Genomic DNA, 14,613 nt, shown 5'->3' with positions numbered 1-14,613 from the left:
GTTCTCCAAGGGGGAACAAGGAGAAAATCTAATGTCATATACAGTATTAACGGAATATTGAGTTTTATTCTATTTAAATCAAAAAAATGAATTTAATAATTACGATGCGATTAAAGATACTAAAAACACACTATTAATATTAAGTACAAAAGTAAGAACAATGTAAGTGTGATTGTAATTATACTTCTAATCGTTGTTTTCGCAGTAGTTGGCGTATTCATTCCTATAAGGCCACCAATAAAGGTCCAAGCTGTTAATATCAGTAAAAAAATTATTGGGTCGGTAGAACTCCAATTCATCGCTGTATTAATAGATTCATTTTCAAAGTATAGGATAAGTAAGTCAATACAAATAGTAGGAGTTTTTCCTTTGTTTGAAAGTTCAAAAAGATATATAATAATTTTCTGACTATTAATTTGTGGAGGGGTATTAATGAAAAATGAAACGTTACACACACAAGAAGACATTTTAAAAATGCTTGATTCATTATTAAGACCTGCAGAACCATTTTGGAATGAATTTTATGAGAATAGAGAAAAGGATGTTCCATTTTTTGAAAATGTTCCAGATGAGAATCTAGTTTCGTATATAAAAAAAGAGAGAGTTTCAAAAGGGAAAGTATTAGAACTTGGATGTGGTCCAGGTAGAAATGCCATTTATTTAGCGACTCAAGGATTTGATGTAACAGCAGTGGATTTATCTGTAGAAGGCATTAATTGGGCTAAAGAAAGGGCATTGGCAAAAGAGGTAGCAATTCATTTTATTTGTGATTCAATTTTTAATTTAGAGGTTCAAAACGAGTTTGATTTTGTATACGATTCGGGCTGTTTGCATCACATTCCACCGCATAGAAGAATAAATTATGTGGATTTAATTAAAAACTCATTAAAATCGGGTGGTTATTTCGGATTAACATGTTTTGCGGCAGGCGATTTAGATGAGCGAAATGGATCAGAAATAACAGATTGGGATGTATATAGAGGGTGGAGTCTACAAGGTGGTCTTGCATACTCGGAAGAAAAGTTAAGAGAGATATTTAAAGAATTTGAGGTAATTGAGATTAGAAGGATGAAACAAATGAAACAACCGAATGAAATGTTTGGAGAATCATTTCTTTGGACAGCATTATTTAAGAAGAAATAATAAAGTAGATAATTGACAAACTCATCGTTTTTATAGACAATATATTAAAAGGAACGTACGTTTGGTTTTGTTGACGTATGTTTTACATAAATACATAACAAGGGGCTGTCTCCATATGAGTAACACAAATCAAAAAATTACTACGTTTTTAATGTTTGAAGGCAAAGCTGAGGAAGCAATGAATTTTTATACGTCGCTATTTGATCAATCGGAAATTGTAAGTATTTCTCGCTACGATGAAAATGGACCTGGTAAAGAGGGAACTGTAATTCATGCAACTTTTACGCTAAATGGCCAAGAGTTTATGTGTATTGATAGTTATGTAAATCATAATTTTACATTCACTCCAGCTATGTCTCTTTATGTAACTTGTGAGACAGAAGAAGAAATTGATACGGTCTTTCATAAACTAGCGCAGGATGGAGCAATTCTTATGCCTTTAGGTTCCTATCCGTTTAGTAAAAAGTTTGGCTGGTTAAATGATAAGTATGGTGTATCTTGGCAGTTAACTCTTGCTGAATAAAAAAGAAAAAGCGTAGCTTATTTGTTTGTAAAAGATGTTCATCTTGTATGGAATGAAGTTTCTAGGGTTTTAAAGAATAAAGGTGTTCTTATTGCTGGATTTACAAATCCGTTACTATGGATTTTTGATGATAACCAAGAGCAAAAAGGTATTCTGGATGTTAAACATTCAATTCCTTCATCAACATTGGATTATTTACCACAGGATGAAGTTCAAGATTACATCGATTCAAATCAAACAATAGAATATGCGCATACTTTAGAAGACCAAATCCAAGGCCAAATTGATGCTGGTTTTGCTATAACAGGTTTTTATGAGGATGATTTTGGTGGAACAAGGATATTGGATAAGCATATTAAAACATTTATTGCGACAAAAGCTATAAAATTAAAGATGGATTAAGAATTTTTGCTTGTCGCACGGGGCGTTAGTCGAAGAAGGCTCTTAAAATAGAAAAGGATGGTACTTTCCATCCTTTTCCTTATGTATTTTGAGTGTCGAAACTATTCTCAAAACAAGTTTTACACTACTAGTTGTATAATTAGGTTATGCTTTTATATTAAGAATTTTGCTGACCGAATCTTTTCCCGAGTTTAGCTAACAATTCAGGTTGATCGCTTTGGCTCATTATAACTTCAATAAAGATAAGTTGATTCTTATTAAAAGTTATATTTGTTAAGACTTCTGCTAATTCTGCTTCATTTTCTACTTTAAATGTTAGACTTTTTTCTTCGGATCCAAATACCATTGATAGTTTATTGTAATCCCACATCTGTATGTCATTATAAAGTTGGTTTTGGCCGTGAATGGCACGTTCAACAGTGTATCCGTTGTTATTGATTAAAAATATAATCGGTTTTAAATTTTGACGTAGTATAGTTGATAACTCTTGGGCAGTTACTTGGAAAGAACCATCACCAATAATTAAAATGTTGCGCCGTGATAAATTGGCGAGCTGTGTACCAAGTAGAGCGGGCAGTGTATATCCGATAGATCCCCATAACGGTTGACCTACATATGCAGTGTTATTAGGTAGAGGGATAGCGGCACTACCAAAGAAAGGTGTTCCTTGCTCTACAACTAAGACGTCGTTTTCTTGTAAGAAATGGTACATTTGCTGCCAAAAACGTTTTTGTGTGACCATTTGTGCTTTTGGATTGAACTCTTCAGTAAAAGGTGATGATTCTAAAATAAATGGCTTAACGTCAAGGGTATCTTTATTACGATGCTCAATTGAATCACTTAAATGTTGTAAAACATCCTGCATTACAACTGGACCGTATTTTTTATCTATAATTTTCACAGTGTAGGGATGGATTTCTATAACTTGTTCTTTTGTAAAACCTTGTGTGAAGCCGCCTGTAATAGTATCAGTTAACTTCACACCAATACTAATAATACAATCAGATTCATCAATTCTTTTTCGCAAGTACGGCGAACTTACATCACCAGTATAAACACCTATAAATTGAGGGTGTTTTTCTGGGAATATTCCTTTTCCCATACTGAACGTCGCGATGGGAAACCCAGTTTTTTCTACGAATTGATGTAAACTTTCTTTAGCATGAAATCGATCTACTTCAAAATCAGCTAAAATAACAGGTTTTTTGGCACTATTTATTTTTGAAATGGCATGTAGAAGCATTTTATTTAATGCTTCTTTATTACTTAAAATAGGTTTATTTATAATAGGTTCTGTCGGTTTATTAATTGGTTTATTATACACATCAATCGGCAAATTAATATGAACAGGGCGTTTTTCATTCCAACATGCACGTAAAACACGGTCAATTTCCTCAGCAGCATGCTCAGGTGTTACATTTGTTTGTGCTATAGTGATTTCTCGATACATATTGGAAAAGTGATCGAACTTTCCATCTCCTAACGTATGATGGACGATTGCTCCATTTTCCATTACTTTTGTTGGTGGTGTACCTGTAATTTTTATAACTGGCACGTTTTCCGCATATGAGCCAGCAATACCGTTAATAGCGCTTAATTCTCCAACACCGAAAGTAGTAATAAGAGCGGCGATTCCTTTTATGCGAGCGTACCCATCTGCTGCATATGCAGCATTTAATTCATTACAATTGCCAATCCACTTTAAATTTTTATGTGCTACCACATCATCTAAAAAGGCAAGATTATAATCACCAGGAACCCCAAATATATGTTCAATTCCTAATTCGTGTAGTCTATCCAATAAATATGTACTTACAGTATATTGTTTTTTCAAATGAATCATCTCCTAATTATGCAATGAATGTTTCAATAGACTGAACAAGTTCTAATGCGTTGATTAAAATATTCATTACTAGATTGTGGTATAATTTACATACAGGGGGAAAGTAGATGACACAACATAAAGAAGAACAGATGAATGAGGCATTAGCATTATTTTATTTTGCATATAAAACATTTACTGAAAAGCCAGATGAAATTATAAAAGAATATGGCATTCAACGAGTACATCATCGAATTTTATTTTTTATCGCACGTTTTCCAGGGATAAGTGTAAATGAGTTATTATCACTATTAGAAATAAGTAAACAAGCTCTCCACGGGCCGCTACGTCAACTTGTGGAAAAGGGCTTAATTGAGAGTAATGAAGCTATGCATGATCGACGTGTGAAACAGTTGTCTTTAACAGAAAAAGGTACAGATTTAGAGAAAAAACTGAGTGATGTACAAAGACAACAAATGGGTGCTATTTTTTCAAAATTTGGTGAATCATGTGAGGACAATTGGCACCAAGTTATGAATGAAATGGCAAATAGCCGATCAGGTTTTGATGCTTGGATATCGAAACGGGAAATACCAGTCGATCAAAAATAATGAAAAAGCTTCTGTTTTTATCGTTTGAAAAAGAACAAATTTTATCCATACATTTGGCAACTATCGATTGGTCATAGAGTGAATGGATAAAAAGATACATTACTAGATACTTTATACGTGTACGTAATGGAACAATAAAATTCACATTTCCGAAAGGGGAATTATAATGATAAAACTTGTACTTATTCGTCACGGACAAAGTTTATGGAATCTTGAAAATCGCTTTACTGGATGGACAGATGTTGATCTATCAGAGAATGGATTAAGTGAAGCGAGAGAAGCAGGAGCAATATTAAAGAAAAACGGATATACTTTTGATGTGGCTTATACATCTGTATTAAAACGCGCAATTCGGACGTTATGGATTGTACTTCATGAGATGGATCTTACTTGGGTCCCAATACATAAATCTTGGAAGCTAAATGAAAGACATTATGGTGCATTGCAAGGGTTGAATAAAGATGAAACTGCTCAAAAATATGGTGAGGAGCAAGTTCATATTTGGAGAAGAAGTGTTGATGTAAGACCACCGGCTCTTACTGAAGACGATCCTCGATATGAAGCGACCGATCCAAGATATAAAACACTCAAAAAAGGTGAATTTCCATTAACTGAATGTTTAGAGGATACGGAGAAGAGAGTACTTGCTTATTGGCATTCAGAAATTGCGCCGACATTAAAAAGTGATAATAAAGTAATTATTTCATCACACGGTAACACAATTCGCTCGCTAGTAAAATATTTAGACAACCTTTCAAGTGATGGTGTAGTTTCATTAAATATTCCAACTAGCATTCCGCTTGTTTATGAATTAGACGAAAACTTACGTCCGATTCGTCATTATTATTTAAGTATGGATGGAGAAGTACCTGAAGGGGAAATTCCGAAACATATTTCTTTTTAATACGAAAATTTGAAATGAATGCTTGTCTACATATACAATATAGACTCATGGTAAAGTGGAATTTTAATCAGTGGGGTCTTACTGCCCACAAATAGCAGGATAAAAGACGTGGTACCTTCTAATATATATGCGATGTAGCTAATTTTAGAAGCTTGTCCACGTCTTTTGTCATAAAGAGAGCAGCTTGCGCATGTAATGATATCGTGAGTAGTTTTTGAATGGAGGGTGATGTGATTAATGATCTCTAACATTCGAATTGGCTTATTTGTTTTAGCGATTGTCTTTGTAGTCCTTGTTTTCTTTTATTGGAAAAATGAAGAGTTGTACGAGGAGAAAAAGCAACGTATTAGAAAGACTTGGTATGGTTTGTTTATCATATCTGTCACCGTGTATTTCATGATAAAAGGAATCGATTTAACCCTCTGGAAAAATCTTTTAATGTTTACTGCAATGGTTATTTTTGTAGATATTGCATTCATTTTAACGCCTAATATTTCAGAAATATGGGGTGCGAAATTTAGCGATATTGGCAAGACAGTTCAATCCATAAAACGATCATTAATTGCATCTAAAGCGAGAGGAGAAATATACACGACAATTATTCAAAATGTTAATCCAGCAGTATTCGGTACGATGGAATGGCATACGGAAGAGGAATATACAAAGAGCTTAAATGCATTTTTAGATTCATACGGGGAAAAGATTGGCGCGAAAATTGTTGTTTTTGAAGCCGCGAAAGAATTAAATACAAACTTTCGTGGTATTCGCTCGCAATTTAGTATTATCGTTCCGTTAGAACATATGGAGCAATTGAATGAGCAGAAAGCGGTGCAAGTAGAAAATGTCGGGGTTATACCAGCAAAAATAGTAAGTGACGTTTTCATTGTTATTGATGGAAAGAAAAATAACCTGCAAGATCGGGATTTTGAAAATGTATATAATTTAACAATACATCATAGTTATTTTAGTAAATAAGGACAGAATCTTTTTCTGTCCTTTTCTTCTATACATAAATTAAAAACAAAATCCGACAAAGTTGAATAAAATTGGACAATCATTCCTACACTAGCATGTAGAGGTGATTGTAGTGGTAAAAGATTATGACAATGATTTTTTTAAAGAAGATAACGAAGATACAACAGATTTCTCTTTAATAAAAGGGGATACGTTGCAGCAAGTAGAAGAATTAGAAGAAGAATTAAAAAGAAAATCATAAGTGTACACTCTTTTTACATTTGCTATATAATATAAATAAAAGGTTGTATCTTTTTGAAAAGGGGGAGAAGAGATGGCTGAAGTCAATGTACAAAAGTCTTCGTTTTTTAAAGAAAAAAAAGAAGAATCCAATACAGATTTCTCTCTTGTGAAAGGTGCATTAACGGAGAATATAAATCGGTTAGAGAAACTGATGAATAATAGTAGTTCAAAATATATACAGGTGAAAAAAACAAAAGAAAATGCATAGAGCATTTTCTTTTGTTTTTTTATTTAATAGTAAACTTATCTTTTACTTTTTCAGGTAAATCTGCTTTCTGAATCTCTTCATAGGACTTTACTTCAATTGATGATATTTCATTTTTGCTATTATCATCTTGATCTACATAAAGGCGTAAAAACGCGTCTTCATTTAATTTATGGTTGTTTTCTTTTTTTGTACTTCTAAATGTAATTTGTTTTTTGACACCATCTTCATCATATGCGGGCAGCGTATAGTTTCGTAAGTTTCTACCATCTACTTTTTCGATAGTTCCTTCGCCTTTTATCTGCATGTAATATACATCCTTACCAATTCTATTTAGTGACGCTCTCTCACAGCCAATAGTAAAACTAAAAAATAATAAACATAGTGTAATAATTGCTAAAAACTTTTTCATTTTCTTTATCTCCTTTAATGTGTTTCTTTAAAAAGTATACGACTATTATTAAATGAGAAAAATCGATATAGCTTACAACGCCCTTACAATATTGTAAGAGTGTTGTACATAAAATGAACAATAAAAGTTAAAAGAAAGGTAAAATAATGAATCATGGTATAATGATAAAAGACTTACATACTATTTTTTCATTTTGAGAGGAGCTTGAAAAATGTATTCTACTTTAGAACAATTAACAAAGCACCCTGTATTTTATCATTTTGCAGAAATTTCAAAGATTCCTAGAGGATCAGGTAATGAAAAGGAAATTAGTGATTATTTAGTGGGCTTTGCAAAAGAGCGTGACTTAGAAGTCATTCAAGATGAAGCATTAAATGTCATTATTAAAAAAGAAGCAACAGCTGGTTATGAAAATGTACCAGCTATTATTATTCAAGGTCATATGGATATGGTTTGCGAAAAAAATCAAGCAACAGTACATGATTTTGAAAAAGATCCAATTGAATTACGAATCATTGGGGACATGTTATATGCAAATCAAACAACTCTAGGTGCTGATAATGGTATTGCAGTTGCGTATGCATTAGCTTTATTAGATTCGAAAGAAATTCTGCATCCAGCACTTGAAGTCGTTATCACTACTGAAGAAGAAACGACAATGGGCGGGGCTTTTGCTATTGATCCAAATCATTTTGAAGGAAAGATATTTATAAATATTGATTCTGAAGAAGATCATAAATTACTTGTAAGTAGTGCAGGTGGTGCGAAAGCTGTTGAAACAATTCCCGTAATTTGGGATGAAGCGCCAGCGAATATGGATGCATACCGTCTATATGTTGGTGGTCTAAAAGGCGGACATTCTGGTATGGAGATTGATAAACAACGCGGTAATGCGAACAAAGTATTAGGACGAGTATTACGTGATTTATCAGCACGTACGGAGTTTTACATAAGTGAAGTTCACGGCGGATTAAAAACGAATGCAATTCCGCGTGAAAGTGTAGCTACAATTTTAATTCGTACAGAAGATGTAGGACAAGTAGAAGAAAAACTAGAATCATGGACACGTGTATTACAAGAAGAAATGCGTGCTGTTGATCCAGATGTTCATGTTACACTGACAAAATTGGATGAAACAGTTGAAAAAGTATTTGCTAAAGAGACACAAAAGCAGCTTATTTCATCATTATTCTTAATTCCGAATGGTATTCAAAGTATGAGCATGGATATTAAAGGTCTTGTAGAAAGCTCAACAAATTTAGGCGTTATTGAAACGTTGCAAGATGAAATTAAATTACGTAACGAAGTGCGAAGTTCTGTAAGTAGTTTAAAACAACATGTTGCAGAAGAAATCAAATATATTGCTGAATTAGTTGGTGCTACATTTGAAATAGAGTCAGAGTATCCAGAATGGCCATACAATCCAAACTCACAAATTCGTAATTTATTTGAAAAAGTACATCAAGAAAAATACAATAAAGAAATTGAAATCTTCGCTGTGCATGCGGGGATTGAGTGTAGCGCATTCGTTCAAAAGATGCCTGAATTAGATGCAATTTCATTTGGACCAGACATTTTCAACGTCCACACTCCAGATGAACATATCAGTATCTCTTCTGTAGTGAATAACTGGGGATTCTTCATTGATGTAATGAAGGGTACGAAAGAATTAGCTAAGTAATAACGACGAAATAAAAAGGAGCCTATAAAAATTTATAGGCTCCTTTTTTGTATTGGAATTTATCCCGCTATTTGCCGGGCAGCCCGATTGGTTCAACTAATAATCGTGGGGGATGAATAAAACCACTACTGATTAAAGTTTCACTTTATGAGAAGTCATTTTTCGTTAGTATGTAATATTAAGCTTGAACAATTAATAAGGATGAATTGTTGATGTTTTTTAGTACTAATGAAGGGGTGGAGAAATGAAGGAAAGAAAGCATTTTATTGTTTGTATGTTTTTATTGTTTTTCACATTTAGTTTTATTGGTGTTCAGAAAATAATAGCAGAAGAAGTTGAATTTTCAGGAACAACAGCTCCATTGAATGTAAATGTTAGAGAGGCAAAAAGTTTGAATGCAAATATTGTAGATGTGATTCCCGGAAATAAAAAAGTATCTTTTAAAGGATGGGAGTATGGTGAAGCGGTTAAAGATTACTGGACAGGAAATTTAGATAATCGTTGGTTTTATTATTTTAAAGATGGAAAAAAAGTATATGTAACGTCAGCGTATATTAATGGAAATCCCCCAAGTACACCAACAGACCGTAAATTATCTGTACCTAACATATTACAAGAAAGATCAAATTGGTGTTGGGCAGGCACTTCGGTTTCAGTTTTAAATTATTTTGGGAAAACTCCTTCACAAGATCAGTATGTTAGGTATGTTAAGGGTGGATCATATAATAATCCTGCAACTTCACGTGAAATACAATATGGATTATCGGGATATGGTGTTAGCTCAGCTATAAGTTCTGGAGCAAAATCTTATGATTGGTTCAAAAGTCAAATTAATAGTAATCAGCCGATGATTGCACTCATTATGTGGCAAAATGGAGCTAACATCGGACACTTTCTAGTACTTGATGGATTTTATAAAGGGACAAATGGAACAGATTATATAACATACATGGACCCTTGGTATGGTGATCATTATAATCATAATTTCAGTACGTTCCATAACAATAATAATTTTTGGTGGAGTGAAACTGTTTATAATATCCATGCAAACTAATAATATTAAAAGCGGGGGTTCATAAATGGGAAAACTACTTAAGCTTGTGATACTGTGCATGTGCTTAATGACCGTTATTATTTTCGCTAGTAAAATTAGTTATGCATCAAAAAATAAAAGTGAATCAGTACAATCGATCGCATTAAAAGATTATCAATATAGTAAGGGAAGTTCTTCTGAAAATTTAAGTTTTGAAAAAATAACAACATCTCCATTTTCGTTACCAATCTATGAAACAATTCCAGCACAGCAAATTTTAAATAGCTCTGAATTTAAGAATTTACTATTACCAACAAATGAAAAGCTGTGGTTTATTATGAAGGGTGAGCAGCCAGAAGGACTAATTGTTGCGAATGATACTGAACCGATTCGAACGGGCGGAGAAAATAGAAGTAAAGATTTATATGGATTATATAAAGCAATAAAAAATAATACAAATGAAACAAAAGATATTAGTTATTTCGAATTTGAAGGGCAAGGAATATTGGTAGTAAATCAAAATAATGATCAAGAAATATACCTTAGTAAAGGTGCCGCTGCCATATTAAAACTTCCTGCTGGTCAAAAAGTATTGAGCAGTGAAGTAATACAGAAAATGAAAGAGAGAATTGTAACTGGTTTTGAATAGTGGTAATATCTGATTTTTTTTGTTTATACAAGGTTGAATAGGGAACAGGATCAATGGTAGCATTAGGGCATCTTTACTGTTTGAAACCTAATAGTGTATATAAAAAGGTTAGAGAAGTTAATTCTCTAACCTTTTTATATTAATGTCTGAAATTTAAAAAGTGATGGAGTAAACCAAATAATAAAAGTTTGTCTGCTCTTCTATTTTTATTTGCAATTTAAACTCGTTATATTCCGCTATCTATTGTACAACCTTTTTACATAGCTGAATTTTTTTATTTGAAAATAAGGGTGCATCTATAAAACCATAATGATAAACTAAAATACCTAATTCCACTCTAGAATTAATATGCCATTTTTCTTTAATATGATTAATTATCGCTGAAATTCTTCGAGGGGTAACATATATTTTTTGGGAAATTTCTGCATCTGTATATCCTTTTGCTACATAAATAGCCACTTCTAACTCTCTTTCGGTCAACATTCTTTTCATAAAATACGCTCCTTCGAAATTATTTATATAAATATCAAAAGAAACTATTAAAAGAAATAAAGGTGAAAAATCATATTTATTTTAATCCGGCTATTTGCGGGTAGTAAGACTCCCACCTCAAAATCTAGATGTGGCAAAGAAGTCGGACTCCCTGTAAACGCCTGCCTGGGATGGACTAATAATCAGTGGGGGTGAATAAAACGCACATTGATTATTAGTGAACCATATTTTAATAATTTCTCGTATTGTGGTACAAGTTTGTAAAAGAAACTATAAATCCATATAATTAGTAATTGTAACTATATCAATTTTACATTACATTAAAAGTTGGAAAATATTCTTATACTCATAAAGTGTTACATTTGAGGGAGGAAAGATGGAATTCTACAATCTTGGTATTATTATTAAAGAACTTAGAAAGAAAAAAAACATGTCACAATCTGAATTATGTCATGGAATATGTTCACAAAGTCAAATTAGTAAGATAGAAAAAGGTATTATTTATCCATCTAGCATATTGTTGTATCAATTATCTGAAAGACTTGGTATTGATCCAAATTATATATTCGCACTAACCAAAAATAAAAAAATAAAATATATTGAAAATGTAAAATGTGTAATGAGAGATTGTGTAAAACAAAAACAATATAATGAGCTTTACGAAATAGTAAAAAAAGAGAAAAATGATGATAATTTCCAATCAAAAGAAGATAAACAATTTCTATTATGGCATGAAGCGATTGCTATATATTATGTAAATGGAGCAACAAGTAATGCTTTTGACATTTTAAATAGAGCACTAAAACAAACCTTAAGTAGTACTAACTTTTTATCAGAAAAAGAAATAAGCATAATGAATTCAATTGCTATAATACATGCAGAAAATGAAGAGTATGAGAAAAGTATAAATATATTAAAACAAAGTTTAATTAATTTTAATAAGATAGAATTTCCTAGAGAAAAAGAAATCAAATTAAGACTCATTCATACGTTAACAAAATGTTTACACCTTGCAAATCAATATGAAGAAGCAATAAAGTATAGTGAAATAGGCATAAAATTAGCCATAAATATGAATACTTTATACTTATTAGGTGAATTGTTTTTTGAAAAAGGTGCAATTTTATTGAAAGTTCAGCACTCTAATGAAGTTGGTTTAACAGACATAAAAAAAGCATTATTTATATTTGAACTAACTGAAAGAAAACAATATATAAAAATGATCAAGGAAAAATATATTAAAAATCAAGAATAAACAAGAAAGAATTTTAACATAAACTATTCCTAATTGTTATTTATTTCTAAAAAAAGTACTGTAATACGAACTATTCCTAATTGTTGTTTATTGCTAAAATGAATACCGTAATATTAGATAAATATAAAGGGTGGCATTTTATGAAATCAAGAGGAATTACTCGTAAAGCAGATAGTATGGGGCGTATTGTTATTCCAATGGAAATAAGACGGAGTTTAGGAATTGTAGAAAAAGATTCTCTTGAAATGTTTATAGAAGAGGATCAGATTATTTTACGAAAATATCAATCTCCAAGAGCTTGTGCACTTACAGGAGATATTTCAGACAGCAATATTTCGTTAGCGAATGGGAAGATTATTGTAAGTCCAAACGGGATGGAACTGTTAATAAAGAAGTTACAGCAATATCTTTTAAAGTAAAAGGTAAGTAAGAACTTTAAAATAGAATATACTTGGAAAAAGTCCTCTATCATTTAGGGGGCTTTTTTATTGTTATCAATAAAATTGAGGGGCCGTAGTTGGTTCAATGGAATACGAATTACCTTGTAAATAGTCTGACTATTTTTTATAAAAAAACTATTCATTTACATTTTTTGGTTTCGTGTTATATTTTTAGTGTTAACATAGTTGTATTGATAATTCTGATTTTAAAATCAGGAAAACTTTAGAAAATGAAATACTCTTACTTGAATTGAAAATCATATAAACATAGTTTGAAAGTAAAGTATGAAAATGAATCAGATTTTTAAATTAAATTTGTCAATTCAATAGAGGTTCGTGGGGGAAATGTAACTAAGAAGAAATCTCTTATACTCCATGTTTTTTATTTGTAAATCGGTAATTCTAATAGCTCTAACGAAAAGTAAAGGAGTAAAAAAGAAGTGGATAGTTTGTTTAATAGAAGATAGGGTGTAAAAAATAAAACAACGGAGGTTTTATAATGAATAAAGGAATACTGCAGATTACAGAAATTGAAGAAATTACTATTCCGAATCTATTGAAGGATAAAATGAAGAATCTGATAGAAAATGAATTAAAAACTCATAATCCTTATACTTGTGATCAAGAAATAGCAGCATATTTTTCAAAAGAGTGGCTTAATTGTTTGATTGACTATTCAAAGAAAACTCCGAATTCAGACATGAAAAATCTACTACATATGATAAAAATAGCGAATTGTGGTGGGAACGTACCGCCTATTCTTATTAAAAATACTCCATGTGATCCTATAGAAACACTATTACCTGGGGAAAATCGCAGAGGTTTTAATTATGGTGAAGACGAACACGATAGAATGAAAAAATATTTTTATGCAGAATGGGTCACCTGGCTTTTTGCCACACTTTTTAATTATGATGCTTTAATTCACCCATCCGAACATGCAGGGAAAAATAGATTTCATCTCATTTCCCCTTTAAATAACGATGAAGTTTTGCGAAATGTCGGTGCAAGCACCGGTGGCGGGAATTTTTATCAACATAACGATGCCACAGTGTATACAGGTATGAAAGACCAGTCAGATATTGAAGCGAGATTGAATACATTCAATACAAATTTAAAAATTGTATCAAATAGACTTAATAAATCCGTGGAACGAATAGTGTCTGAAATTACTTGTGGCAAATTTACTAGAGTTGATGCTCTTTTATTAAAAGGAGTGTTAAATTTAAAAACTCAAACTCATATTGGAACGCCAAAATTACTTCAAAAGCATCTTGAAGAAAATTTCTTCAGTAAAGATGACATATTGGCGATAAGTAAAATGCCTATTGCTCATATCGCAGGAATGGCTGATGGTGAAATATCGGGATTTGTAGGGGAAATAAACCAAATTATATTTTTAGATGATAATGGTGATATTATTGCAACTTGTTTAAATGGAGCAGAGAATAGATTGATTTATGTAGGAGAAAGTGAAGAAGAAAAATTGAAATTTGACATGTTTTTAGAACTCTTACGAACAACGCCTACTTATAAGGTTCCACTTACATCTGAAGATTTATTAATTATCCCAAATTCATACTATGGTAAACAAACAAATGTAACTCATGGTAGAGAAAGGTTATCTGAGGAAGAATATAAAATCCCGATTGGAAATAATAAATACGGAAGAAGAATTGTTTGCAGGCAATACGTTTCCAGCCGATTACGTGATCAGAAAGAAAGTTACTTTAAAGATTTAATTAACTAGTTTAAAGAGAGGAGGGAAGATGGGGAGGTTTGGG

General features: G+C 31.9%; 16 protein-coding genes and 1 pseudogene. 14 read left to right on the top strand and 3 right to left on the bottom strand.

From position 1 onward, the window contains the following. Nucleotides 1-432 precede the first annotated feature (432 nt). From HMPREF2590_RS24225 to HMPREF2590_RS24215, 3 genes and pseudogenes are all read left to right on the top strand, one after another. Entirely contained in the window at nucleotides 433-1,143 is a 711-nt protein-coding gene (locus tag HMPREF2590_RS24225; RefSeq protein WP_050821867.1) for a class I SAM-dependent methyltransferase, read from the top strand. 115 nt (nucleotides 1,144-1,258) lie between these two features. Beyond that, complete coding sequence (locus HMPREF2590_RS24220) at nucleotides 1,259-1,666, top strand: VOC family protein (protein WP_000072493.1); 408 nt, start codon at nucleotides 1,259-1,261, stop codon at nucleotides 1,664-1,666. Nucleotides 1,667-1,678: 12 nt separating this feature from the next. Then, nucleotides 1,679-2,068: pseudogene (locus HMPREF2590_RS24215) on the top strand (SAM-dependent methyltransferase); the annotation flags it as partial. A 157-nt stretch (nucleotides 2,069-2,225) separates the two neighbouring features. On the opposite strand, the gene HMPREF2590_RS24210 reads toward HMPREF2590_RS24215, so the two are convergent. Further along, nucleotides 2,226-3,911 (bottom strand): alpha-keto acid decarboxylase family protein, encoded by a 1,686-nt coding sequence (locus HMPREF2590_RS24210; RefSeq protein WP_033689678.1) that lies wholly within the window; start codon nucleotides 3,909-3,911, stop codon nucleotides 2,226-2,228. Nucleotides 3,912-4,018: 107 nt separating this feature from the next. Here HMPREF2590_RS24210 and HMPREF2590_RS24205 point away from each other — a divergent pair, with 107 nt between their 5' ends. From HMPREF2590_RS24205 to spoIISB, 5 genes are all read left to right on the top strand, one after another. After that, nucleotides 4,019-4,501, top strand: coding sequence for a MarR family winged helix-turn-helix transcriptional regulator (locus tag HMPREF2590_RS24205; RefSeq protein ID WP_000191888.1), 483 nt, complete (start codon nucleotides 4,019-4,021; stop codon nucleotides 4,499-4,501). Between the two features lie 166 nt (nucleotides 4,502-4,667). Further along, nucleotides 4,668-5,405, top strand: a complete 738-nt coding sequence (gpmA, locus tag HMPREF2590_RS24200) for a 2,3-diphosphoglycerate-dependent phosphoglycerate mutase (RefSeq protein ID WP_000594151.1) — start codon at nucleotides 4,668-4,670, stop codon at nucleotides 5,403-5,405. Nucleotides 5,406-5,642: 237 nt separating this feature from the next. Then, nucleotides 5,643-6,380, top strand: a complete 738-nt coding sequence (locus tag HMPREF2590_RS24195; RefSeq protein WP_000624979.1) for a type II toxin-antitoxin system SpoIISA family toxin — start codon at nucleotides 5,643-5,645, stop codon at nucleotides 6,378-6,380. Between the two features lie 112 nt (nucleotides 6,381-6,492). Beyond that, nucleotides 6,493-6,621, top strand: coding sequence for a hypothetical protein (locus HMPREF2590_RS24190; protein ID WP_000237818.1), 129 nt, complete (start codon nucleotides 6,493-6,495; stop codon nucleotides 6,619-6,621). 72 nt (nucleotides 6,622-6,693) lie between these two features. Beyond that, the gene (gene spoIISB / locus HMPREF2590_RS24185; RefSeq protein ID WP_000852627.1) at nucleotides 6,694-6,870 is read left to right on the top strand and encodes a stage II sporulation protein SB; all 177 of its coding nucleotides are present in this window, start codon (nucleotides 6,694-6,696) and stop codon (nucleotides 6,868-6,870) included. A gap of 19 nt (nucleotides 6,871-6,889) precedes the next feature. Here the strand turns inward: spoIISB and HMPREF2590_RS24180 are convergent, their stop codons facing one another. Further along, nucleotides 6,890-7,279, bottom strand: coding sequence for a YxeA family protein (locus HMPREF2590_RS24180; RefSeq protein ID WP_000713864.1), 390 nt, complete (start codon nucleotides 7,277-7,279; stop codon nucleotides 6,890-6,892). A 211-nt stretch (nucleotides 7,280-7,490) separates the two neighbouring features. Here HMPREF2590_RS24180 and pepD point away from each other — a divergent pair, with 211 nt between their 5' ends. From pepD to HMPREF2590_RS24165, 3 genes are all read left to right on the top strand, one after another. Further along, nucleotides 7,491-8,960: a beta-Ala-His dipeptidase gene (gene pepD / locus HMPREF2590_RS24175; protein ID WP_000287533.1), complete on the top strand. Its 1,470-nt coding sequence runs from the start codon at nucleotides 7,491-7,493 to the stop codon at nucleotides 8,958-8,960. Nucleotides 8,961-9,204: 244 nt separating this feature from the next. Continuing rightward, nucleotides 9,205-10,014 carry a papain-like cysteine protease family protein gene (locus tag HMPREF2590_RS24170; protein ID WP_000664542.1) on the top strand — a complete coding sequence of 270 codons (810 nt, stop codon included), beginning with the start codon at nucleotides 9,205-9,207 and terminating at the stop codon, nucleotides 10,012-10,014. A 25-nt stretch (nucleotides 10,015-10,039) separates the two neighbouring features. After that, nucleotides 10,040-10,642, top strand: a complete 603-nt coding sequence (locus HMPREF2590_RS24165) for a hypothetical protein (RefSeq protein ID WP_000517260.1) — start codon at nucleotides 10,040-10,042, stop codon at nucleotides 10,640-10,642. Nucleotides 10,643-10,882: 240 nt separating this feature from the next. Here the strand turns inward: HMPREF2590_RS24165 and HMPREF2590_RS24160 are convergent, their stop codons facing one another. Next, complete coding sequence (locus HMPREF2590_RS24160) at nucleotides 10,883-11,134, bottom strand: response regulator transcription factor (protein WP_000827561.1); 252 nt, start codon at nucleotides 11,132-11,134, stop codon at nucleotides 10,883-10,885. 376 nt (nucleotides 11,135-11,510) lie between these two features. Here HMPREF2590_RS24160 and HMPREF2590_RS24155 point away from each other — a divergent pair, with 376 nt between their 5' ends. The 3 genes from HMPREF2590_RS24155 (at nucleotide 11,511) to HMPREF2590_RS24145 (ending at nucleotide 14,579) form a co-directional block, all read left to right on the top strand. Further along, nucleotides 11,511-12,389, top strand: a complete 879-nt coding sequence (locus HMPREF2590_RS24155) for a helix-turn-helix domain-containing protein (RefSeq protein WP_000397983.1) — start codon at nucleotides 11,511-11,513, stop codon at nucleotides 12,387-12,389. A 140-nt stretch (nucleotides 12,390-12,529) separates the two neighbouring features. After that, complete coding sequence (locus HMPREF2590_RS24150) at nucleotides 12,530-12,808, top strand: AbrB/MazE/SpoVT family DNA-binding domain-containing protein (protein ID WP_000842216.1); 279 nt, start codon at nucleotides 12,530-12,532, stop codon at nucleotides 12,806-12,808. Nucleotides 12,809-13,328: 520 nt separating this feature from the next. After that, complete coding sequence (locus HMPREF2590_RS24145; RefSeq protein ID WP_001032369.1) at nucleotides 13,329-14,579, top strand: hypothetical protein; 1,251 nt, start codon at nucleotides 13,329-13,331, stop codon at nucleotides 14,577-14,579. Nucleotides 14,580-14,613: the final 34 nt, after the last annotated feature.

The sequence above is a fragment of the Bacillus sp. HMSC036E02 genome, from assembly GCF_001836235.1.
In the GTDB taxonomy this organism is placed as follows: domain Bacteria; phylum Bacillota; class Bacilli; order Bacillales; family Bacillaceae_G; genus Bacillus_A; species Bacillus_A cereus.
The sequence above is the reverse complement of the archived record's forward strand: the minus strand, read 5'-3'. Positions and strand labels throughout refer to the sequence as shown.